The organism is Polaromonas sp. P4_F4 (assembly GCF_056401355.1).
Map to the genome: position 1 here is coordinate 131,987 of NZ_JBFUJO010000003.1, position 20,576 is coordinate 152,562.

Sequence of the window (20,576 nt, forward strand, 5' to 3'; positions counted from 1 at the left end):
GACTCCCCATCCCAAGGACAAGGGCGCGACTGCCCGCGGGTTCCCGTATCCGGCATCCGTGGCTATCATCGTCACGGATGAACCTGTCCACACGTCAACTCCGTGCCTTCCTGGCACTTTCTGACCTTCGCAGCTTCACGCGCGCTGCAGAGCAGATGCATTTATCGCAGCCGGCCTTCAGCTCCCTGATCCGTTCGCTGGAAGACACGCTGGCGGCGAAGCTGTTTGACAGGGACACCCGGAAAGTCGACCTCACGGCCGCCGGCCGGCGCTTTGACCGCGCCGCGCGTGAGGTGATTTCACACTTTGACGAGGTGATGGGCGGCGTCTGCCGCGATCTGAGCATTGTTGATCGCGTCGCGGTAGCGGGTATCCCCTCGCTCTGCGCCCGCTTCCTGCCCGTTGTCGTGGCCGGCTTCCGGCGCAGGCATCCGGCTATCGACATCGAGATCGTCGATGCGCTCCCGCCGCAATGCGTGGATCTGGTTCGTGACGGAAAGGTCGATCTGGCGCTGTCGACCGTTGATGCGAAAGACGCTGACGTTCACAAGGAATTGCTCTGTCTTGACCGCTTTTACGTCGTCTGCGGGCAGAACCACGCACTCGCCGGCAAGGCGACGATAGACCTCGAAGAGCTCGCCCGGTTTCCGTTTATTCACTTCACCCGCCCGACCCGCCTTCGCCACCAGATCGACGCGGCATTGCGGCCACACAAGCTCAACACCGTCCTGGAAGTCGAAAGGGTCGAAGCGGTCAAGGGGCTGGTGGAGAGCGGGGTGGGAATCAGCCTGGTCCCCAGCCTCACCCTTTTTCATTTCATGAGCAGCCAGATTGCGATCAAGCCGCTCACTCCACCGGGCGTGGTTCGTGAGATTTTTCTATTGAGCGCGCAGGGTCGCACCCCATCCGCCGCAGCCGACGCCTTGGCCGAACCCATCAGAGTCCAGATGCGGGCGTTGCTGCAGCCCGGCAGCCTTGAACTCGACCATGAAAAACTGGCCGCCCTGGTGCCGGATCTGCCGGCATAGCGCCGCAAGACACCATGCCAAATCGCCGCGGTCCGGATGGGCTTACTACATCGCCGGCCGGGTGGCGGCTCCCGCCAATTTGCCGCGACCGCTGAACCACGGCGTCCGATGCCGGAGTGGTTTCCTTGCGACACACAGGGCGTCTGCCGGCAGGCGAGGCCTTACCATTGGGGCATGAAAACAACCTACATCCTTGGCGCCATTTTGGCCTGCAACGTAACCGGAACACTGGTCGGCGCTCGCTCCGCAAAGACCGCACTCCTGCTGGTATCCGCAATACTTGCGCTCTACGGCTTGGTGCGCCTGTTGGGTTGAGCGCACGGGAGGGTTGGTCTGGCGCCCAGCATTGATACGTTGATACGCTGACAGGCAACCGCCCGGCATTCAACTCAAGGGCCGGGATTCTGCCGCTCTCCCAAAGCGATGTCGACCATCATTTCGCGGGCCAAGGTGCCGAGTTCCTGTCGCAGCGCATCGACGGACAGGGCGGCAGGCACCAGCAAGTGCGCTTCGATCTTGAAGGTCTGCTTGCCGGACACGCCGCTGCGGACGATCTCGGTATGAATGCTCTCGATGCTGATGGCGCGCTCGGCCAATATCCTGGTCAGTTTGCTGACGATCCCGACCTGATCCTCGCCGACCAGTTCAAGCTCAACCACACGAAGCGAGGTGGGCGTGTGGGCGCCGTCGCTCCTGGCGATGACCACCTGCAAGCCGCTGGACTCGAGTCCGCGCAGCGCGGCCACCAGTGCGTCCGCGTTCCCGCGCGGCACCTCGAAGTGAACCGTACCGGCAAATTCATTGGCCAGTTTTGTCATGCGGCTCGCCGCCCAGTTGGCACCGAAGCGCTCTGCCCGCTCGGCCAGCGAGCTCACGATGCCGTGGCGGTCGGCACCCACGATTGAAACCACGAGCGATGTGTTCACCGAAGAGACTTCCTCGGTCAACACGACAGACTTGCGGATCATGGGGGCCTTGGTGGCGAAGCCCGGATCCTGCGGGTAGGCGGGAACGGAACCCTGCAACCGGGCGTGATGAACCACCTTGCGCAGCAGGGCCAGGCCCATCGGCGCCAGGGCGCGCTCCCATAATTCGCGCGCCGTCTCGCCCCTGGCGACAAAGCACCAGTCCTGGGCGGCGATGGCGCCCGCATCCCATCCGTCGGCCAGGTGATAGATCGAGCCCCCAGCGATCGGATCGCCCTCCAGAATCGTCCATTCGACAGCCGCAATGCCACGATGCCGGGGCAACAGCGAAGGGTGATAACCGATGCCGCCCAGGCGCGAACGCGCGAGTGCCTCGTCGCTCACCCGTGCGTGCGTGTGCGCGGCGATGATGAGGTCGGTGCCCTCGGCAATCGCGTTGCCCGGAACGAACCTGGGGTTCTCGAGCACATGCACCGCGATGCCGGCCGCTTGTGCAGCCAGCGCCAGCCGGTCATCCGCAGCGGGAGCGACGATGCTTGTGAACTCGATCCCCTCTTCCTTGCGCAGCGCCTCGAAGACCGAGGCGGCGAAGAAACGGGAGCCCACCAATGCGCATTTCATAGACACATCTCTTCATTCATCTGAAAGGGGAGAAAAGAAAAAAGGGGACCGCCGGAGCCGGCCGGTCTTCAGCCGGTCTTCAACCGGTAACGGTCTCGGCAACCGGCGCTGTCAACCCAATGCGATCCAGCGCCGCCGCCAATTGCCCCACCGTGCGATCCGACTGGTGCCATTTCTCGAGCCCGAACAGCCCGACGCGGAAGGTCATGAAGTCGGCGCCTTCGTCGCATTGCAGCGGCACACCGGCGGCCGTCTGCAGCCCCTGGTCCATGAATTTTTTGCCGGACTGGATCTCGGGGTCGGTGGTGTAGCTGACCACCACGCCGGGCGCCTTGAAGCCTTCGGCGGCGACACTGGGCAGGCCGCGGCTTTCAAACAGCGCGCGCACCTTGCCGCCCAGTGCTTCCTGCTCGGCGCGCACTTTGGCAAAACCGTAGGCTTGCGTTTCCTTCATGGCGGCGCGCAGGCGCGTGAGGGCGTCGGTCGGCAGGGTGGCGTGGTAGGCGTGGCCACCTTTTTCATAGGTCTCCATGATCTGCAGCCACTTCTTCAAATCGCAGGCAAAGCTGGTGCTGGTGGTGCCTTCAATGGCCGCGCGGGCGCGCTCGCTGAGCATGACCATGGCGCAGCAGGGTGAGCTACTCCAGCCTTTTTGCGGCGCGGAAATCAGCACGTCCACGCCCGTGGCTTTCATGTCTACCCACATGGCGCCCGAGGCGATGCAGTCGAGCACGAACAGGCCGCCCACGGCATGCACGGCATCGGCCACGGCGCGCAGGTAGCTGTCGGGCAGGATCATGCCGGAAGCGGTCTCCACGTGCGGTGCGAAGACGGCGGCAGGTTTTTCTTTTGCAATGGCGGCCTGCACTTCGGCGATGGATGCGGGCGCCCAGGGTGCCTGAGCACCCGGGCCGGTTTGGCGGGCCTTGAGAACGTTGGACGAGGCGGGAATGCTCCCCATATCGAATATCTGCGTCCAGCGGTAGCTGAACCAGCCGTTGCGAATGACCAGCACCTGTTTGCCCGTGGCAAACTGGCGCGCCACGGCCTCCATGCCGTAAGTGCCGCTGCCGGGCACCAGCACAGCAGAGGGCGCGTTGTACACCTCCTTCAGGATGCTGGAGATGTCGGTCATCACGCCCTGGAAGCTGCGCGACATGTGATTCAGCGCGCGGTCGGTGTACACCACCGAAAATTCAAGCAAGCCATCAGGGTCAACGTTGGGCAGCAGTCCGGGCATAGGGTTTTCTCGGGGTAGTTTGAAAAAAACGACTTGGCAGCTTAGCATGCCAGGCCGTTTTTTTGGCTCCCGAGGTTTTGCGCAGCGCCGCCGGCGCATCATGCCCGGCCTCCGGCGGCCTACAGCCAAACACCGCGCAACCTGCAGCCATCCCCGCCGTCACCCCGGTGACCGTACCTTCTTAGCCACCGCCTTTTCGCAACGACCTACTGGTTAAATGCCTGCTCAAAAAACCCAATAGGGTGCAGCTCGATCGCCCAGCCGACGTTTTCGCCCAAGGTGGCAGCCGGATGCAGAGAAGCCACCCGCACCGCCTCGTCCCGGTCAGCCGCCTCAATGATGAAAAAGCCGCCAACCATTTCTTTGGCCTCGGCATAGGGGCCGTCGGTCACCTGTGGTTTACCATCGCGCGGGCGCAAGGCAAAGGCGGCCTGCGGGCCCTCGAGCGAGGCGCTCACCACCAGGCGGCCGGTCTTCTTCAACTCGGCGTCTTTGGCTGGGCACTGGCTCACCAGGGCTTGGACCTCGCCAGGGGGCAGTGCGGCGAATTTTTCGGGGTTGTAGTAGGCGAGGCAGAGGTATTTCATGGGGAAGTCCTTTCAGATTTTGAACCTTACACCCCTACGACGATCGACAAACCTGCATTTCGACACCCGATCCGCAAACCTTGAAAAAAGAGTTCTCTCCCTTGCAAATGTCCGGCTCTCAAGTTGGCAGCGCGACAGTTATGCGCCTGGACAGCGCCGACTCGCGTTGCCGCAGAAAGGCGCGCAGCAATTCAGGGTAGTCGGGGCAAACCGCGTTGCGAACCGATTCGCGTTGTGCCAGCGCACGCCGCCAGGCGTTCACCTTGGGCATATCGGTGAAGCCGGCGAAAACACCGAAATCGCCAAAATCACCGATCTCGTCGAACACGTCGAAGTACCGAAAGACCGGGCCAAAGACCGCATCCACCATGCTGAACTGTTCGCCAGCGAAGTAGGGGCCGCTTCCCAGGGCCGCTTCGACCTGCCGGAACTTTGCGCGTAGCTCGGCGGCGCGGGCCACCAGGACTTCTTCATTGGGCGCGTTATAGAAGGCACCGATGGTGTTGAGGATCGCCGAACCGAACTCCATCCAGCTGCGGTGCCGGGCACGTTGCAGCGCGTCTTCGGGGTGCAGGCGGGGTGCGGCCGTTTCGTCGAGGTATTCACAGATGACGGCGGATTCAAAAATCGCTTCGCCGTCCACCCGCAGGACGGGCGTCTTGCCCAGCGGCGAGATCTTGAGGAACCAGTCGGGCTTGTGGGCCAGGTCAATGTCCTGCCGCTCAAAACCAATGCCCTTCTCGGCCAGGACAATCGCCGCGCGCTGGACGTAAGGGCACAGCGTGTGGCTGATCAATGTAAGTTGGGAGGCCATGGTGTACTCCTTCACCAGGCGGGCACAAAACGCGGGCTGCGGCGCAGGGCGAAGGCGCCGTCGCCGGCCAGCCAAAGCGCCACGGAGGCCACGGTCAGGAACACGGGATACTCCCAGCCGCCCCCCTGGCTGGTGTGGACCCAGCCGTTGCCAAAATGCACCGACGCGGCCACGGCCATGATGGGCGCCAGCGCCAGCGACACCTGGCGGGCATACAGCCCGAGCAGGATGGCCAGGCCGCCCAGCAGTTCCGCAGCGAACACGGGGTAGGCCAGCACGCCGGGGAAGCCCACGCCCGCAAAAAACTGCGCCGTTCCCGGCAAGGTGAAAACCAGCCATTTCAACAGGGCGTGGGCCATCCACATCACGCCCAGGCTGATACGAAGCAGGGCCACGCCGTAAGGGGCGGTGTTGTTGGCTTCCGGTTGCCGCATTGCATTGCTCCATTGAGTTGATTGATGGGGGTAATGTAGGATTGCAAACAGACAATGAAAATAGGCACAGGTGCAAGCCATGAATGCAGCAACGCAATACAAACTCAGCGCCCCCGATATCGAGGTCGTGCTCGCGCTGGTGCGGACCAACACCCTGGCAGAAGCGGGCGAGCGGCTTGCGGTGGATGCATCAACGGTTTTCCGCTCGCTGCAGCGCATCGAGAAGGGTTTGGGCCAGCGTCTGTTTGAACGCTCAAGGACTGGCTACCAGCCGCTGGAACTGGCGCAGGTGCTGGCAAGCCACGGGGAGCAACTGGAGGTGCAGTTGGAGTCGGCCCGCTCGGCCGCGCAGGCCAGTCCCGAACAGGTCTCCGGCAGCGTGCGCCTCACCACCACCGATACCGTGTTGCATGGCCTGGTCGCGCCGGCGCTCAAGTTGCTGCAGTCAACCCACCCGCTGCTGGTCTACGAGCTGCACACAGGGAACGAATTGGCCAGCCTCACGCGGCGTGATGCCGACATTGCCGTGCGCGCCACCAAGCGGCCGCCGCAGCACCTGGTGGGCAAGCATGTCGGTCCGATCCGGGTGGCGCTGTTTGCCGCCAAAAAAGGCGGCCCCAGGCGCTTCGATGCCGATGTGGCCGGGAAAGTCGACTGGATCGCCCCGGATGACGCCTTGCCGGAGCACCCGTCGGTCGTCTGGCGCAAGAAGCATTTTCCCAGGGTGTCGCCGCGCTATCGGGTCAGCAGCATACTCACCGTCGCGGAAATGGTGGCGCAAGGCATGGGCATCGGCTTGTTGCCTCTGTTTCTTGCGCAAGGCCGGGCCGACCTGGTGGCCTTGACCGGCGCGCTGGATGAGTGTCAGACCGAACTCTGGCTTCTGACGCATACCGAATCGCGGCACCTGCGGCGGGTCTCCACGGTGTTCAGCCATCTGGCCAAACACATGGCGCTGACCTAAACTGAATGGGGCCGCGCCAGCTCAGTTCAGCAGCGCCGGCAACCCGCTCATGGCCACAAAGACCCGGACGGCGCCCGTCTTCGTCAACGCACCCGGCGCGTCATGCCCCGCTTCCGGCGGGCTATAGCCAAACACCGTCGCCCCGGCCGCCACACCCGCAGTGACGCCGGTCACCGTGTCCTCCACCACCGCACACCGCTTGGGGTCGATACCCAGCGCCGCAGCAGCCGCCAGGTAAACATCCGGCGCCGGCTTGGAGCGAGGCATTTCATGCCCGCTGAAAATGCGCCCCTTGAAGTAGGGCATCAGCCCGCATTTCTCCAGTTGCAGCTCCACCTTGAAGCGGTCGGCTCCCGACGCGCAGGCGATGCGGCCCTGGTACAGCTCATGAATCTTCGCCACAGCCTCCACTGCGCCGCGAATGGGCTTGACGCCCTCCATCAGCCCCTGATTGCGGCGCTCGCGAAAACGCACCATCCAGTCCTCGGTCAGCGGCCGGCCGGTGTGGGCTTCGATGGTGGCGGCCTCGTCCTTGACGGCCTTGCCGACGAAGATGCGCATGCATTCCTCGCGCGTGAGCTTCCAGCCCCGCTCTTCCAGCATGTCGCGCAACACATCGTTGGTGATCGTTTCGCTGTCGACCAGCACGCCATCACAGTCAAACAACACCGCATCAAATTTCAAAGCAAAAACCTTTCAATACTACGCATTCAGTATGCGCACTACACCCGCCAGACATGGTTCGGATTGAGTCCCCCCGCGTTACCCCTTCCCGCCTTTGGGGGAAGGCCGGGATGGGGGCTCACCGCATGTGGGTGAGCGCGCCCTGGACTTGACTCCTCTTGTGGTTAGAGACAAAACTACCCGGACGGCCCTGACTAATCGAGCAAACCGTCTCCAGCCCCATTAAAGCGGTGCAAGCTGCCATGAACCAAACAGCGTTTCTCATGGGTCGCATGGCCCCCATCCCAGCCTTCCCCCAAAGGCGGGAAGGAGCAAGAAGGGCACAGAGGGAACGGCTCAGCGCCATGTGCTGTGACCGGTGTGGTTACCTCAATCACCACGTATCGCCGTCCACATAGTACCAACGGCCTGCCTCGTGCACGAAGCGGCTGCGCTCGTGCAGACGCACAGCCGGGCTGCCGGGGCTTTTCTGTCGGGCGACAAATTCAACTTCGGCATGGGTAGCATCCAGCGCGCGGTGTTGCCGCACTTCCAGGCCCAGCCATTTGACGCCCGGATCAAAATCAATCGATGGCGGCCGGTGACTGGCGTGCCAGGTAGCCAGCAAGTAGTCGGCCCGTTCCCGCACAAAAGCGGTGTAACGCGAGCGCATCAGCGACTCGGCGTCGGGCGCGGGCGAACCCGCAAAGTCATCCAGGTAGCGGCCGCAGCATGGTGAAAAAGCGAGGGGCTTTCCGGAGGCGGCCAGGCGGCCGCAGGGGCAAGGCTGCGACGGCAGCAACGGGGGCTGGGGCATCAGCAGTATCAGCTTTTGCCGGCCTTGCGCTTTTCCCGGTCTTCCAGTGTCTCGGTCGGCCCGCCCTGCTTGAGCCATTCGGCATACCCGCCGTCCATGTGCGCGACGTTGGTCATGCCCATGTCCTGCAGCGTCTTGGTGGCCAGCGCACTGCGCCAGCCGGCGCCGCAGAACAGGATGAACTCCTTACCCTCGTCAGCAAACACGGGCTTGTGATAAGGCGAGGCGGGGTCCACCCAGAACTCGAGCATGCCCCGGGGCGCATGGTAGGCGCCCACCACCGTGCCGCCCGCCAGCTCGCGCACATCGCGGATGTCGACGACCTGCACGTGGGGGTCAGCGAGTTTGGCTTTCACCTCGTCCACCGAGTAGCTCTTGACCTGCGCCATGGCTTCATCGACCAGGGCACGGAATCCTTTGGTAATCGGCATGTTTTGTCTCCTGCTGTGGATTGCGGACTGAATCGGCAAGTTTACGGCGTGCTTTCCACGCGGCTAAGGCAAGGCCCATACCCAAACCAGCAGGGGCCGCGGAACCGGCTTTGCCGGGCCGCAGGCGCAGCGGCCCCCTCGGGGGGCAGGGAGTTACACGCAGTGAACGACCGTGGGGGCCTAAAGTGCTCTCTGGATGATGATTTTCTGCACGTCAGAGGTGCCTTCGTAGATCTGGCAAACCCGCACGTCACGGTAAATGCGCTCCACCGGAAAGTCGCTGACATAACCATAGCCGCCCAGCGTCTGGATGGCGGCGCTGCAGACTTCTTCGGCCATCTCGCTGGCGAACAGCTTGGCCATGGCGGCTTCCTTCAGGCAGGGCCGGCCGGCATCGCGCAGGCTGGCGGCGTGCCAGATCAGCTGGCGCGCGGCCTCCAGTTTGGTGGCGCACTCCGCCAGCCGGAAGCCGACCGCCTGGTGGTTGAAGATGGCGGTACCGAAGCTCTGACGCTCCTTGGCGTAGCCCAGCGCAAATTCAAACGCGCTGCGGGCCATGCCCACGCTTTGCGCGGCGATACCGATGCGCCCGCCTTCGAGCGCGCCCAGGGCAATCCTGTAGCCCTCGCCTTCGGCGCCAATCAGGTTTTCGGCCGGAATGCGGCAGCTGTCGAAGTTGATTTGCGCGGTGTCACTGGAATGCTGGCCCAGCTTGTCTTCCAGCCGGGCCACCACGTAGCCCGGTGCATCGGTGGGCACGATGAAGGCGCTCATGCCTTTCTTGCCGGCGCCCTTGTCAGTGACGGCAATGACGATGGCCGCGTGGCCGTTCTTGCCGCTGGTGATGAACTGCTTGACGCCGTTGATCACGTAGCTGTCGCCGTCTTTCACGGCGGTGGTTTTGAGCGATGAGGCATCGCTGCCGACATGCGGCTCGGTCAGGCAGAACACGCCCAGCATCTGGCCCTGTGCCAGCGGGGTCAGCCACTGCTTTTTCTGGGCGGCATTGCCGTAGCGCATCAGGATGGCATTGACCGGGCAGTTGGTCACGCTGATGGCCGTGCTGGTGCCGCCGTCGCCCGCGGCGATTTCTTCCAGCACCAGCGCCAGCGTCACATAGTCGAGGTGGGCGCCGCCAAACTCTTCCGGCACACAGATGCCGTAGGCGCCGAGTTCGGCCAGGCCCTTGTGCGCGTCCTTCGGGAAATGATGCTCCTTGTCCCAGCGGGCGGCGTGGGGCCAGAGCTCCTCCTGCGCAAAGGCACGCACGGCGTCACGGATCATTTCCTGGTCTTGTGTCAACAGCATGTGGTCACCATGATTCGAATGGGCGCCCGTCGTAGTCGAGGAACGCGCCTTTGTGTTGGGCCTTCAGAGAGGCAACGGTTTTGCGCAGGGCGGCCACGCTGTCGCTGACCGCCAGCGGCGCGCCCGGGCCGCCCATGTCGGTCCGCACCCAGCCGGGCGACAGCGCCACCAGGATGGCTTGGGGGTAGTCGTGCTGGGCCGCAACCACGGCCATGTTGAGTGCAGCTTTGCTGACGCGGTAAGTCCAGCCAAAGCTGGAGCCCACCCCGCCGATCCGCCCCATGCCGCTGGTGATGAAGGCAAACTTGCCGCCCGCCGCCTCCACCAGCGGCGCGACCTGCGGGATGACCTGCATCGCGCCCAGCACATTGGTGTGCAGGGTGCGGTCAAATTCCTCGCATGTGGGCGGCATGGTGGCATCTGCCGTGGTGTAAACGCCGGCCACGTAGAAGGCCACGTCGATCTGCTCGCCGTCCAGCAGCCAGGCCAGGCCGCTGACGCTGGCCGGGTCGGCCACGTCCACCTTCAAGGTGTGGGCACCGAGCGCGCGCAGCCGCTGCAGGCCGGCATCGTCGCGCGCCGTGGCGATCACGCGATCGCCGGCCTCACGGTACTGGCGGACCAGTTCCAGGCCAATCCCGCGGGAAGCGCCAATGACCAACACCGTGCTCATGCGAAAGATCTCACGTAAAAGCCAGTCCGGGCCACCTCGCGCGGATGCGGCCAGCGGCCCTGATGACAAGACATTACATCAGCTCAACCGCCAGCGCCGTGCCTTCTCCGCCGCCGATGCACAGCGTCGCCACGCCTTTTTTCAGGCCGCGGGCTTTCAGCGCATGGATCAGCGTCACGATGATGCGGGCGCCGCTGGCGCCAATCGGATGGCCCAGCGCGCAGGCGCCGCCATTCACATTCACGATGTCGTGGCTGATGCCGAGCTCTTTCATGGCGGCCATGGGCACCACGGCAAAGGCTTCGTTGACTTCCCACAGGTCCACGTCCTTGACGCTCCAGCCGATCTTCTTGAGCAGCTTTTGCACCGCGCCCACCGGTGCGGTGGTGAACCACTCGGGCGCCTGGGCAAAGGTGGCGTGGCCGACGATGCGGGCGATGGGTGTGGCGCCCAGCTCTTTGGCGGTGGATTCGCGGGTCAGCACCAGCGCGGCCGCGCCGTCGTTGATCGACGAGCTGGATGCGGCGGTGATGGTGCCGTCTTTCTTGAAGGCGGGCCGCAGCGTCGCGATCTTGTCGAGCTTGACCTTGCCCGGGCCTTCGTCGATGGAGATCACGGTGTCGCCGGCGCGGCCCTTGACCGTGACGGGCGTGATCTCGGCCTTGAAGGCACCGGACTCCGTGGCCGCCTTGGCGCGCTGCACGCTGGCCACCGCGAAAGCGTCCTGCGCTTCACGGGTGAACTGGTATTTTTCAGCGCACTGCTCACCAAAGGTGCCCATGGCGCGGCCGGGTTCGTAGGCGTCTTCCAGGCCGTCGAGCATCATGTGGTCAAAGATGCGGTCGTGGCCAATGCGCACACCGCTGCGGCCCTTGAGCAGCAGATGCGGTGCGTTGGTCATGCTTTCCATGCCGCCGGCCACCACCACGTCGCGGCTGCCCACCATCAGCTGGTCGTGCGCCAGCATGGTGGCTTCCATGCCGGAGCCGCACATCTTCGAAAGCGTCACGGCGCCTGCGCTGGCAGGCAAGCCGCCCTTGAAGCCGGCTTGCCGCGCCGGCGCCTGGCCCTGGCCCGCCATCAGGCAGTTGCCAAACAGGACTTCGTCGACCTTTTCAGGCGCGATGCCGGCGCGCTCAATGGCGGCCTTGATGGCGGCGCCGCCGAGGTCGTGCGCGGCGAGCGCACTGAAGTCGCCCTGGAAGCCGCCCATGGGCGTGCGGGCGGCGCCGAGAATAACGATGGAATCCGACATGATGTGTGTCCTTTCAGGGTTGAATGAAAACTGTGGTGCTGTTCTTGCGCGCTTGCCAGGCTCTTGCCGCGCTCAGGGTGTCATGCCGCTGAGGCCGGTCAACACCGGCTCAGGCGGAAGGTGGGTCAACAATTGGTTGTCATGGCGGTCGGATGCATGGCGCCGCGTGAAGCGCTTTTCCCGTTCATAGGGAAAGACGTCGTGCACATGGCCGGCCTGTATGCGCGCCTGGTGGCTTTGCCAGAAATCGGCATCCAGCAAATCACCGTGGTGCTTCATAAAGACTTCGCGCACGGCATCGTTGCCCAGCAGGAAGGGCGCGAAGGTTTCGGGAAACACGTCCTTGGGTCCGACGGAATACCAGACTTCACCGCTCATTTCTTCTTCGTCATTGTGCGGCGCCGGCACGCGGCGGAAATTGCAGTCGGTGATGTATTCGATCTCGTCGTAGTCGTAGAAAACAACCTTGCCGTGGCGCGTGATGCCGAAGTTCTTCCACAGCATGTCACCCGGAAAGATGTTGGCCGCCACCAGGTCCTTGATGGCGTTGCCGTATTCGACCACGGCGCGCTCGATCTGGTCTTTGGCGGCGGGCTCGCCGACGCCGGCGTCAAATGCTTCCTGCAGGTAAATGTTCAGCGGAATCATGCGCCGCTCGATATAAACGTGCTTGATGATCACTTCGGTGTTGCCGTCGCCGTCGCGGTCGCTGATCTCGAGCTGGCTGGGCGCAAACTTTTGAAGTTCGGCAATCAGTTCGTCATCAAACCGCGCGCGCGGAAAGGCCACTTCACTGTACTCCTGGGTATCGGCCATGCGGCCCACGCGGTCATGCTGCTTGACGAGCAGGTATTTGCCCTTGATCTGCTCGCGACTGGTGTCTTTTTGCGGCGGATAGTAGTCCTTGATGACCTTGAAGACATAAGGGAACGAGGGCAGGTCGAACACCAGCATCACCATGCCCTTGATACCTGGCGCAATGCGGAACTTGTCGGTGGAGTGCCGCAGGTGATGGAGGAAGTCGCGGTAAAAAAGCGTCTTGCCCTGCTTGGCCAGGCCCAGTGCGTTGTAGATTTCCGCACGCGGCATGTGCGGCATCATGCTGCGCAGAAACTGCACGTATGCCGACGGAATGCCCATGTCCACCATGAAGTAGGCGCGCGCAAAGCTGAACAGGATGAGCAGGTCATCCTCGCCAAACAACGCGGCATCGATCACCAGCTTGCCGCACTTGCTGTGCAATATCGGCAGGGCAAACGGCACTTCGTTGAAGCCGTTGATGATCTTGCCGACGACGTAAGCGCCCTTGTTGCGGAAAAACAGGCCCGACAGCACCTGGATCTGGAAATTGGCACGCAGCTTTACGTCGCTGAGCCGCTCGCTCATGGCCTCCAGCACATAGCCGGCATCGCGCTCCAGGTCTTCAAAATCCAGGCGCAGGTCAAAGTCGCGCACCAGCCTGATGATGATCTCGCGCAGGTTGTCGCGGGTCGGGTAGTACGCGCGGTAAGTCGGCCGCGCCGTCGGCTCCTCGTTTTCGATGTACTCGGTGCTGACGGCCGGCCGGACAAAGATGAAGTCGTTCTGGAAATAGCTGCGATGCAGTATCTTGGTGGTGACCGAGTTGAAAAAGGTCTCGGCCAGTTCGGGCTGGTGGTGATTGACCAGCAGCCCGATGTAATGCAGCTTGACCTGGTGCCAGACATCCATGGACTGCTCGCCCGCCTTGAACTCACGCTCCAGCCGCATCGACGCCTCGCGCACGCGCAGGTCGTAAAACTCGATGCGTTCGCGCTGGGCGCGTTGCTGGCCGTGCCAATCGGCGGTTTCGAAACGGTGCTTGGCGCGCGCCGACTCGGTGCGAAACAGCTGGTAGTGGCGGTTGAACCCGTCCATCATCGCTTTCGCAATGTCGTAGGCAATGGTGGAGTCAAGGCGCTGGGGAAACACGGCGAGTCCTGGTTTTGGCGCTGTCTGGCGTTATCTGGTGTTAACGGCTGTTCCAGAGGTCCCAGACGCGGTCCACCGCCTGGCGGTAGCGGGCATCCAGCTCCTCGGGGTCTGAAACACTCATCTGCAGGTCCTGCAGCAGGCCGTCATGCACGCCAAAGGCCCAGCCGTGCACGGTGACGTCCTGGTTGCGAGCCCAGGCGTCCACCATCACGGTGCTGACCGAGACGTTCACCACCTGCTCGATCACGTTGATGTCGCACAGGGCATTGGCCCGCACGTCTTCGCGCAGGCTGTCGAGCAGTTGGCGGTGCCGGTGGCGCACGTCCTGGATGTGGCGTATCCAGTTGTCGGCCAGGCCAATGCGCGCACCTTCCAGCGCGGCCTGCACGCCCGAGCAGCCGTAGTGCCCGACCACCATGATGTCCTTGACCTTGAGCCGCTCCACCGCGAACTGGATCGCGGACAGGGCGTTGAGGTCGGAATGCACCACGATGTTGGCCACGTTCCGGTGAACAAACACCTCGCCCGGCTCCAGCCCGGTGATCTGGTTGGCCGGCACGCGGCTGTCGGAGCAGCCAATCCACATGTACTTGGGGGTTTGCTGCTTGACCAGGCTGGTGAAAAATCCTGGCCGTTCGGCTTCCATTTGTGCCGCCCAGGCGCGGTTGTGGCTGAAAAGGTTTTCAAGTGATGCTGTCATGGGAACGATCTTAATCAGTTGCAGGCCGGGCGGCCTCACAGGGTCATCCCTTGGCCATTCGTTGCGCCAGGGTACGGGCCTCAGCAGGTTTCGGCAAACAGCTCACGGCCTATCAGCATGCGGCGGATTTCGCTGGTGCCGGCGCCGATCTCGTAGAGTTTGGCGTCGCGCCAGAGGCGTCCGAGCGGGTAGTCGTTGATGTAGCCGTTGCCGCCAAAAATCTGCACGCCCTCGCCGGCCATCCAGGTGGCCTTTTCGGCGCACCAGAGAATGACGGAAGCGCAGTCCTTGCGGACCTGGCGCGCATGCTCCACGCCACGCATGTCCAGGTTTTTAGCCACGGTATAGGCAAAGGAGCGGCCGGCCTGCAGCACGGTGTACATGTCGGCGACCTTGCCCTGGATCAGCTGGAATTCGCCGATGCTCTGGCCAAACTGCTTGCGGTCGTGGATGTAGGGCACCACGTTGTCCATCACCGACTGCATGATGCCCAGCGGCCCGCCGGTGAGCACGGCGCGTTCGTAGTCGAGGCCGCTCATCAGCACCTTGGCGCCGCTGTTCAGGCCGCCCAGAATGTTTTGCGCCGGAACTTCGACGTTGTTGAACACCAACTCGCCGGTGTGGCTGCCGCGCATGCCAAGCTTGTCAAGCTTTTGCGCCACCGAAAAACCCTTCATGCCCTTTTCGATCAGGAAGGCGGTCACGCCGCGGGCGCCCAGCTCGGGCTCGGTTTTCGCATAGACCACCAGGGTATCGGCGTCGGGGCCGTTGGTGATCCACATCTTGCTGCCGTTGAGCAGGTAATAGCCGCCCTTGTCTTCGGCCTTGAGCTTCATCGAAATCACGTCGCTGCCGGCGCCGGGCTCGCTCATGGCCAACGCGCCGACATGCTCACCAGAAATGAGCTTGGGCAGGTATTTCTGGCGCTGCGCATCGGTGCCGTTGCGCTTGATCTGGTTGACACACAGGTTGCTGTGCGCCCCATAGGACAGCCCCACGGAGGCGCTGGCCCGGCTGATCTCTTCCATGGCCACCATGTGGGCCAGGTAACCCATGCCGGCGCCGCCATACTCCTCGCCGACGGTGATGCCGAGCACGCCGAGCGCGCCCATTTTTTGCCACAGGTCCATCGGGAACTGGTCGTTGCGGTCAAGTTCGGCCGCACGCGGCGCGATTTCGGCTTGCGCAAATTCACGCACGGCGTCACGCAGGGCATCGGTCTCTTCGCCGAGCTGGAAGTCAAGTCCTGGCAGGTTGGTCATGATGGGCTTTCTGGGTAGGTTGCAGGTTATAGCCAGGCGCCTTGGGGCAGCTTGTGGCGGCTCGGCAGCTTCTGGGCGGTTTTTCTGTGAGTTATCAGTGAGCGGTCAAAGAGCCGTCAATAGGTCTTGGGGACGGGAACAAGCGTCTGCTGCATCAGCGCGCAAGCGCTTTCCTTCCCGTTGGCACCGACATGCACCACGTCGGCAGTGGTCACGATGATTCGCTTGCCGGCCCTGACGACACGGCCGGTCGCCCGGAGTTCACCATCCTTGAAGGCGGCCATGAAATTGATCTTGTATTCGACCGTGGTGACTTCAGCCTCGAGCGGTGCCACCGTCAGGGCGGCATAGCCCCCGGCAATGTCCGCCAGCGCACCCATGGCGCCGCCATGGAAACCGCCCTGTTGCTGGGTGACGCGCTCTGAATACGGCAGCGCAATTTCGCACAAGCCGGTCTCCACCCGCAGCAGCCGCGCGCCGAGGTGCTGCATCATGCCCTGGCGTAAAAAACTCGCTTCAATGCGCTGAAAAAGCGCTGACGGCGCGGAAAGTGCATCCATGGGGAGGGCCTTCTGTCGAGAGTGCTGTCGGGAGCAAATGGGGTCACGCCTTAATTGACGTTTACGTAAACGTCAATTATGAACCATTTGACCCGGGCGCAGCAAGCCTCCGGCAATTGTTGATACCGCTGAGATGGTTGAAATGGTTGAAAACAGTTGAACCAGCCAGGCGCAGAAACAGGGATTCAAGCGTGGCTGTTTTTGGTTTTGGTGTTGTCTTTGGCTTTGGCCGCCTTGTCGAGCAGCGCCTTGGCCTCTTTCTCGTGGGTGCGGATCTCGTCCAGATTGGCCTGCAGGTCGAGCATTTGCGCTTCCAGCTTCTTGCGGTGCTCGGTCAGCACGGCCAGGAATTTTTTCAGTTGCGGGGCGGTGTCGCGCGGGCTGTCGTAGGAATCGATGATTTCCTTGGCCTCCACCAGCGACAGCCCCAGCCGCTTGGCGCGCAAGGTGAGCTTGAGCCGGGTGCGGTCCCGCGCCGTGTACACGCGGTTGCGCCCGCCCGGCCCGATGCGCTGGGGCTGCAGCAGGCCCATGTCTTCGTAAAACCGCATGGCGCGGGTGGTCAGGTCAAACTCTTTGGCAAGGTCGCTGATGGTGTAAGTCGTGGCCATGATGAATTGGGTGGGTACTGAACAGGGATCAACAGGACAAAAGCCGGCAAAAAGCAGGGAAGCAGGGAAGCAGGGCGGCACAGGCACAGCGCGCGGCCGGCGTCGTCACTACAATGATTCAACATGACGTTTACGTAAACGTCAAATATAGCGCGAATATTACATGAACCACCTTGAACAGCAGCTCGAGTACCCGTTTGCCGACACCCTGCCCGAGGCCGGCACGGCGCTCGAGGTCGCACCAGGCGTCAAGTGGATACGCATGGCGCTGCCGTTCGCGCTGGACCACATCAACCTGTGGCTGCTGCGCGATGAGCTCGATGATCCGCACAACGCCGGCGCAACAATCCAGGGCTGGAGTGTGGTGGACTGCTGCATCAGCAGGGAGGAGTCCAGAGCGCAGTGGGAAAGCATTTTTTCGACCCAGCTGGAGGGCCTGCCGATCCTGCGTGTCATCGTGACCCACATGCACCCGGACCACATGGGCCTGGCGCACTGGCTGTGCCGGCACTGGACGACGGCAAGCCATGTTTGCCGCCTGTGGATGAGCGCCACCGACTACCATAGCGCCCGCCTCGGCGCTCAGAGCACCACCGGCTTTGGCGGAGACAGCGCCGCCCTCTTTTTCGCCTCCCACGGCCTGACCGATCCGGAATCCGTCGAGAAAATCAGGGGCCGGACCGGCTACTACGCCAGCATGGTGCCCGAGGTGCCGGACAGTTTTTGCCGCCTGGCCGACGGACAGGTGATCCGCATTGGCGGGCGGGACTGGCGGTGTATCAGCGGCTATGGCCATGCGCCGGAGCACATGGCGCTGTACTGCGCCGATGTCTCCTCGTCCACCTTGTCCGCCCCGTTCACCTCCTCCCCGAAACCGGCGCCGGTGCTGATTTCCGGCGACATGGTGCTGCCGCGCATTTCCACCAATGTGAGCGTTTACGACATGGAGCCCGAATCCAATGCGCTCAGCCAGTTTCTCGCGTCCATCGACAAATTCGCGCCGCTGGATGAGGCCACGCTCACCCTGCCTTCGCACGGCAAACCGTTCCGCGGCCTGCACACACGCATCCAGCAGCTTCATGACCACCACCGGGACCGGCTCGAAGAGGTGATGCAGGCCTGCAAGGCAAGCCCCTGCAGCGCTGCGGACATCCTGCCCGTCATGTTCAAACGCAAGCTGGATTTGCACCAGACGACCTTCGCGATCGGCGAGTCGATCGCGCACCTGCATTTGCTGTGGTTTGGCGGGCAGCTCAGGCGCTCGCTGGACCCTGACGGGGTTTACCGCTTCAGCGCAGCCTGACATGCCGCGGGCGGTGCTGCGGTACCGCGGTGCGTGATGTGTGGTGTTTGGTGTGTGATGCGTCGGGCTTTCAGGCGGCCATCAGGCGCTGTCCGCAGCGTGCGGCAGCGCCATGAAAAAACTGGCCCCGGCCTGGTCAGCGGTTTCAGCCCAGACCTTGCCGCCGTGCAGGGCCGCAACCCCCTTGACGATCGCCAGACCCAGGCCGTTGCCCGGGAAGTCGGCTGAAGAGTGCAGGCGCTGGAAAGCGGTGAAAAGCTTGCCGCTGTAGGCCATATCAAAGCCCGCACCATTGTCGGACACCAGCAGGACCAGTTCGCCGCGCCTGCGGCCGGGCGTCAGCCCCACCTTGATCCAGCCCTCGGCTTTTTTCGAGGTGAATTTCCAGGCGTTTTCCAGCAGGCAGGCCAAGGCCGTCGCCAGCAGCCCCTTGTCGCCGACCAGCAGCAGGCTGGCATCCATCTCGATCGCCACGTTGCGGCCCGGCTCGCGTTTGCGCAAATCGTCGACCAGTGCGCGGCAGACGGGTACAAGGTCGAACTTCTCAGGATTGCCGGAGAGCTCCGGCAGCTGGACCAGGGTTCGCAGGTCATCCACCAGCTTGGCCAGCTGACGGGTGCTGGCCTGAATGCGGTTCACATAGTGCAGCCCGGACGCATCGAGCGCCGTCGAATAGTTTTTTGCCAGCATTTTCGCGAACCCGTTGACGGCATGCAGCGGCCCCTGCAAGTCGTGGGACACCGCACGGGTGAAAGCGGCCACATCGCGCCTGGCTTTTCCCAGTTCGCTCTGGCACTTGGCCAGCTCCTGCTCCAGTTCTGCATTGACCCGCCGCAAGGCGCCATCGGCCAGGTGGCGCTGCGAGACATCCGCCAGGCTCACGAAAACAGCCTGCTGGCCGTTCCAGCTGAGCGGGCCGCATGCCAATTCCACCAGCACCTGCTGCCCATCCGCCTTTTGCTGTTGGCACAGGCGCAACTCGAGCTGGCCCTCCGCGACGCCTTTGTCCAACGCCAGCGAACCGAGCAACGCGGCGCCTTCTCCCTCGGGAAATAGCGCCTCCATGCCCAGCGCCAGGAACTTCTTGCGCTCAATGCCATAAAACTCGACGGCCGCCTGGTTGACAGCGAGGATGCGCATGGAGCTGTCGTCAAAGATCCACATCGGATTGGGATTCGCCTCAAAAATCAGCTGGTTGTAGCGCTCGCTGTCTTCCAGCACATCCAGCAACCTTTGCGTGGACGAGACATCCCTGAGGCTGACGACGTAGCCGGGGGGCTGCCTCGTGAACGCATACCGGACCCACTTGTCTTCAAACTTGTCGTGGGCAACGAAGGCGTGCCGCGCGGCAAAGGTCAGGGCCTGGCCCGTGGCGCTCTGATGCTGCTCGGTGATTTCTTCGGGCACGGCGTCCCAAAAATCGAGGCCGGACAGGGCCGGCAGCGCGCAATGCAGGAGTTCCAGCGCGCGGGAATTCGCCTCGGTGATCCGGCCCTGGTCGTCGAGCAATACCGTACCGTCGCCGGCCTGCTCCAGAGGCCCCCAGCCCAGTTCCGCCGGCGCCGCCGAACGATCCCCGTTCTGCGCACCCGGGCCGGGCATCTTGTCTGCCAGCTTCATCCCGAACAGGTTGAGGAATCGGCTCATGAGGATTGTTTGCTTCGGGCTCGCTTGCTTCAGGTTTCGGTGCAGCCTGTTAATGCCACTTGCGGTTGGCGGTCACCAGTGCCGTGACATACCCGTGCAGCCAGTCGAAATTCACCGGCTTCTGCAACCGGTGGGCATCCGGCGGCAGACCGCCCCGCTCTTCAATGGCCTCGGGCGGCAAGCCACTGATCACAATAATCTGCATGTCCGCCAGCTGCTGGTTGCGCTTGAGGGCCTTGAGCATTTCAATGCCATCGACGCCGGGCATGGACAGGTCGGTAATCAGCAAGTCCGGACGCATGCTGGCAATGTCCATCAAGGCCTCGAGTGCGGATGGCATCCAGGTGCAATCGACCGGCAGGTCCCAGTCCTCAAACTGGAGCTGGTACAGCTCCCGGGTGGCCTCGTCGTCCTCGACCAGCAGCACGCGCAAACGGTTCTTCGGGTCGGTGTCGACCTTGGTGGTTTGCGGGTTGTTTTTGGCCAGATAGGCATTGATGGACTGCAGGGCAATCCGGCGATGGCCTCCCAGGGTCTTCCAGGCGTCTATTTCTCCTTTTTCGACCAACGACTGCACCGTGGCGACCGATAGCCCGAGCAGCTTGGCAGCATAGCTGGTGCCACAGTAATCTTCACTGGAGAAGTCCGTCGCACTGATGGCATCTTCAAAGGATTTGGGTTCACGCGGCATGGTGGCCTGTTGTAACAGAGATGGGACTTGTCATTTTCAGCATTTTAATTACTTCAGCAATTTAAAACAGGCGGCGAAAACCGGGGCA

22 protein-coding genes are annotated in these 20,576 nt (G+C 63.0%); 4 read left to right on the forward strand and 18 right to left on the reverse strand.

The window, feature by feature from the left end; genetic code table 11:
* Positions 1–77: 77 nt before the first annotated feature.
* Positions 78–1,028 carry a LysR family transcriptional regulator gene (locus AC1DUR_RS04940; RefSeq protein ID WP_477721382.1) on the forward strand — a complete coding sequence of 317 codons (951 nt, stop codon included), beginning with the start codon at positions 78–80 and terminating at the stop codon, positions 1,026–1,028.
* Between the two features lie 174 nt (positions 1,029–1,202).
* Complete coding sequence (locus tag AC1DUR_RS04945; protein ID WP_477721383.1) at positions 1,203–1,343, forward strand: hypothetical protein; 141 nt, start codon at positions 1,203–1,205, stop codon at positions 1,341–1,343.
* A gap of 74 nt (positions 1,344–1,417) precedes the next feature.
* Here AC1DUR_RS04945 and AC1DUR_RS04950 read toward each other — a convergent pair whose 3' ends face one another.
* The 5 genes from AC1DUR_RS04950 to AC1DUR_RS04970 form a co-directional block, all read right to left on the reverse strand.
* Entirely contained in the window at positions 1,418–2,575 is a 1,158-nt protein-coding gene (locus tag AC1DUR_RS04950; protein WP_477721384.1) for a formyltransferase family protein, read from the reverse strand.
* A gap of 79 nt (positions 2,576–2,654) precedes the next feature.
* Entirely contained in the window at positions 2,655–3,815 is a 1,161-nt protein-coding gene (locus AC1DUR_RS04955; RefSeq protein ID WP_477721385.1) for an aminotransferase class V-fold PLP-dependent enzyme, read from the reverse strand.
* Between the two features lie 206 nt (positions 3,816–4,021).
* Entirely contained in the window at positions 4,022–4,402 is a 381-nt protein-coding gene (locus AC1DUR_RS04960) for a YciI family protein (RefSeq protein ID WP_477721386.1), read from the reverse strand.
* 118 nt (positions 4,403–4,520) lie between these two features.
* Positions 4,521–5,216 (reverse strand): glutathione S-transferase family protein, encoded by a 696-nt coding sequence (locus AC1DUR_RS04965; protein WP_477721387.1) that lies wholly within the window; start codon positions 5,214–5,216, stop codon positions 4,521–4,523.
* 11 nt (positions 5,217–5,227) lie between these two features.
* Positions 5,228–5,650: a DoxX family protein gene (locus AC1DUR_RS04970; RefSeq protein WP_477721388.1), complete on the reverse strand. Its 423-nt coding sequence runs from the start codon at positions 5,648–5,650 to the stop codon at positions 5,228–5,230.
* A gap of 79 nt (positions 5,651–5,729) precedes the next feature.
* Between AC1DUR_RS04970 and AC1DUR_RS04975 the strand changes: the two genes are divergently transcribed.
* Positions 5,730–6,614 (forward strand): LysR family transcriptional regulator, encoded by an 885-nt coding sequence (locus tag AC1DUR_RS04975; RefSeq protein ID WP_477721389.1) that lies wholly within the window; start codon positions 5,730–5,732, stop codon positions 6,612–6,614.
* A 21-nt stretch (positions 6,615–6,635) separates the two neighbouring features.
* On the opposite strand, the gene AC1DUR_RS04980 is transcribed toward AC1DUR_RS04975, so the two are convergent.
* The 11 genes from AC1DUR_RS04980 to AC1DUR_RS05030 form a co-directional block, all read right to left on the reverse strand.
* Positions 6,636–7,298, reverse strand: coding sequence for an HAD family hydrolase (locus AC1DUR_RS04980; protein WP_477721390.1), 663 nt, complete (start codon positions 7,296–7,298; stop codon positions 6,636–6,638).
* 373 nt (positions 7,299–7,671) lie between these two features.
* A complete protein-coding gene (locus AC1DUR_RS04985; protein WP_477721391.1) occupies positions 7,672–8,094 on the reverse strand; it encodes a YchJ family protein in 423 nt (140 codons plus the stop codon).
* A gap of 8 nt (positions 8,095–8,102) precedes the next feature.
* Positions 8,103–8,525, reverse strand: coding sequence for a rhodanese-like domain-containing protein (locus tag AC1DUR_RS04990; protein ID WP_477719072.1), 423 nt, complete (start codon positions 8,523–8,525; stop codon positions 8,103–8,105).
* Between the two features lie 180 nt (positions 8,526–8,705).
* Complete coding sequence (locus AC1DUR_RS04995) at positions 8,706–9,833, reverse strand: acyl-CoA dehydrogenase family protein (RefSeq protein ID WP_477719073.1); 1,128 nt, start codon at positions 9,831–9,833, stop codon at positions 8,706–8,708.
* A 4-nt stretch (positions 9,834–9,837) separates the two neighbouring features.
* Positions 9,838–10,506, reverse strand: coding sequence for an SDR family oxidoreductase (locus tag AC1DUR_RS05000; RefSeq protein ID WP_477719074.1), 669 nt, complete (start codon positions 10,504–10,506; stop codon positions 9,838–9,840).
* Between the two features lie 73 nt (positions 10,507–10,579).
* Positions 10,580–11,761, reverse strand: coding sequence for an acetyl-CoA C-acyltransferase (locus AC1DUR_RS05005; protein ID WP_477719075.1), 1,182 nt, complete (start codon positions 11,759–11,761; stop codon positions 10,580–10,582).
* A gap of 72 nt (positions 11,762–11,833) precedes the next feature.
* A complete protein-coding gene (gene aceK, locus AC1DUR_RS05010; protein WP_477719076.1) occupies positions 11,834–13,711 on the reverse strand; it encodes a bifunctional isocitrate dehydrogenase kinase/phosphatase in 1,878 nt (625 codons plus the stop codon).
* A gap of 40 nt (positions 13,712–13,751) precedes the next feature.
* On the reverse strand, positions 13,752–14,414 hold the full coding sequence (gene can / locus AC1DUR_RS05015; protein ID WP_477719077.1) for a carbonate dehydratase: 663 nt from the start codon (positions 14,412–14,414) through the stop codon (positions 13,752–13,754).
* An 80-nt stretch (positions 14,415–14,494) separates the two neighbouring features.
* Complete coding sequence (locus AC1DUR_RS05020) at positions 14,495–15,676, reverse strand: isovaleryl-CoA dehydrogenase (RefSeq protein ID WP_477719078.1); 1,182 nt, start codon at positions 15,674–15,676, stop codon at positions 14,495–14,497.
* Between the two features lie 116 nt (positions 15,677–15,792).
* Entirely contained in the window at positions 15,793–16,236 is a 444-nt protein-coding gene (locus AC1DUR_RS05025; protein WP_477719079.1) for a PaaI family thioesterase, read from the reverse strand.
* 185 nt (positions 16,237–16,421) lie between these two features.
* Positions 16,422–16,847 carry a MerR family transcriptional regulator gene (locus AC1DUR_RS05030; RefSeq protein ID WP_477719080.1) on the reverse strand — a complete coding sequence of 142 codons (426 nt, stop codon included), beginning with the start codon at positions 16,845–16,847 and terminating at the stop codon, positions 16,422–16,424.
* A gap of 163 nt (positions 16,848–17,010) precedes the next feature.
* Between AC1DUR_RS05030 and AC1DUR_RS05035 the strand changes: the two genes are divergently transcribed.
* Positions 17,011–18,150, forward strand: a complete 1,140-nt coding sequence (locus tag AC1DUR_RS05035) for an MBL fold metallo-hydrolase (RefSeq protein ID WP_477719081.1) — start codon at positions 17,011–17,013, stop codon at positions 18,148–18,150.
* Between the two features lie 81 nt (positions 18,151–18,231).
* Here AC1DUR_RS05035 and AC1DUR_RS05040 read toward each other — a convergent pair whose 3' ends face one another.
* On the reverse strand, positions 18,232–19,797 hold the full coding sequence (locus AC1DUR_RS05040) for a sensor histidine kinase (RefSeq protein WP_477719082.1): 1,566 nt from the start codon (positions 19,795–19,797) through the stop codon (positions 18,232–18,234).
* A 49-nt stretch (positions 19,798–19,846) separates the two neighbouring features.
* Positions 19,847–20,488, reverse strand: a complete 642-nt coding sequence (locus AC1DUR_RS05045; protein ID WP_477719083.1) for a response regulator — start codon at positions 20,486–20,488, stop codon at positions 19,847–19,849.
* Between the last annotated feature and the right edge of the window lie 88 nt (positions 20,489–20,576).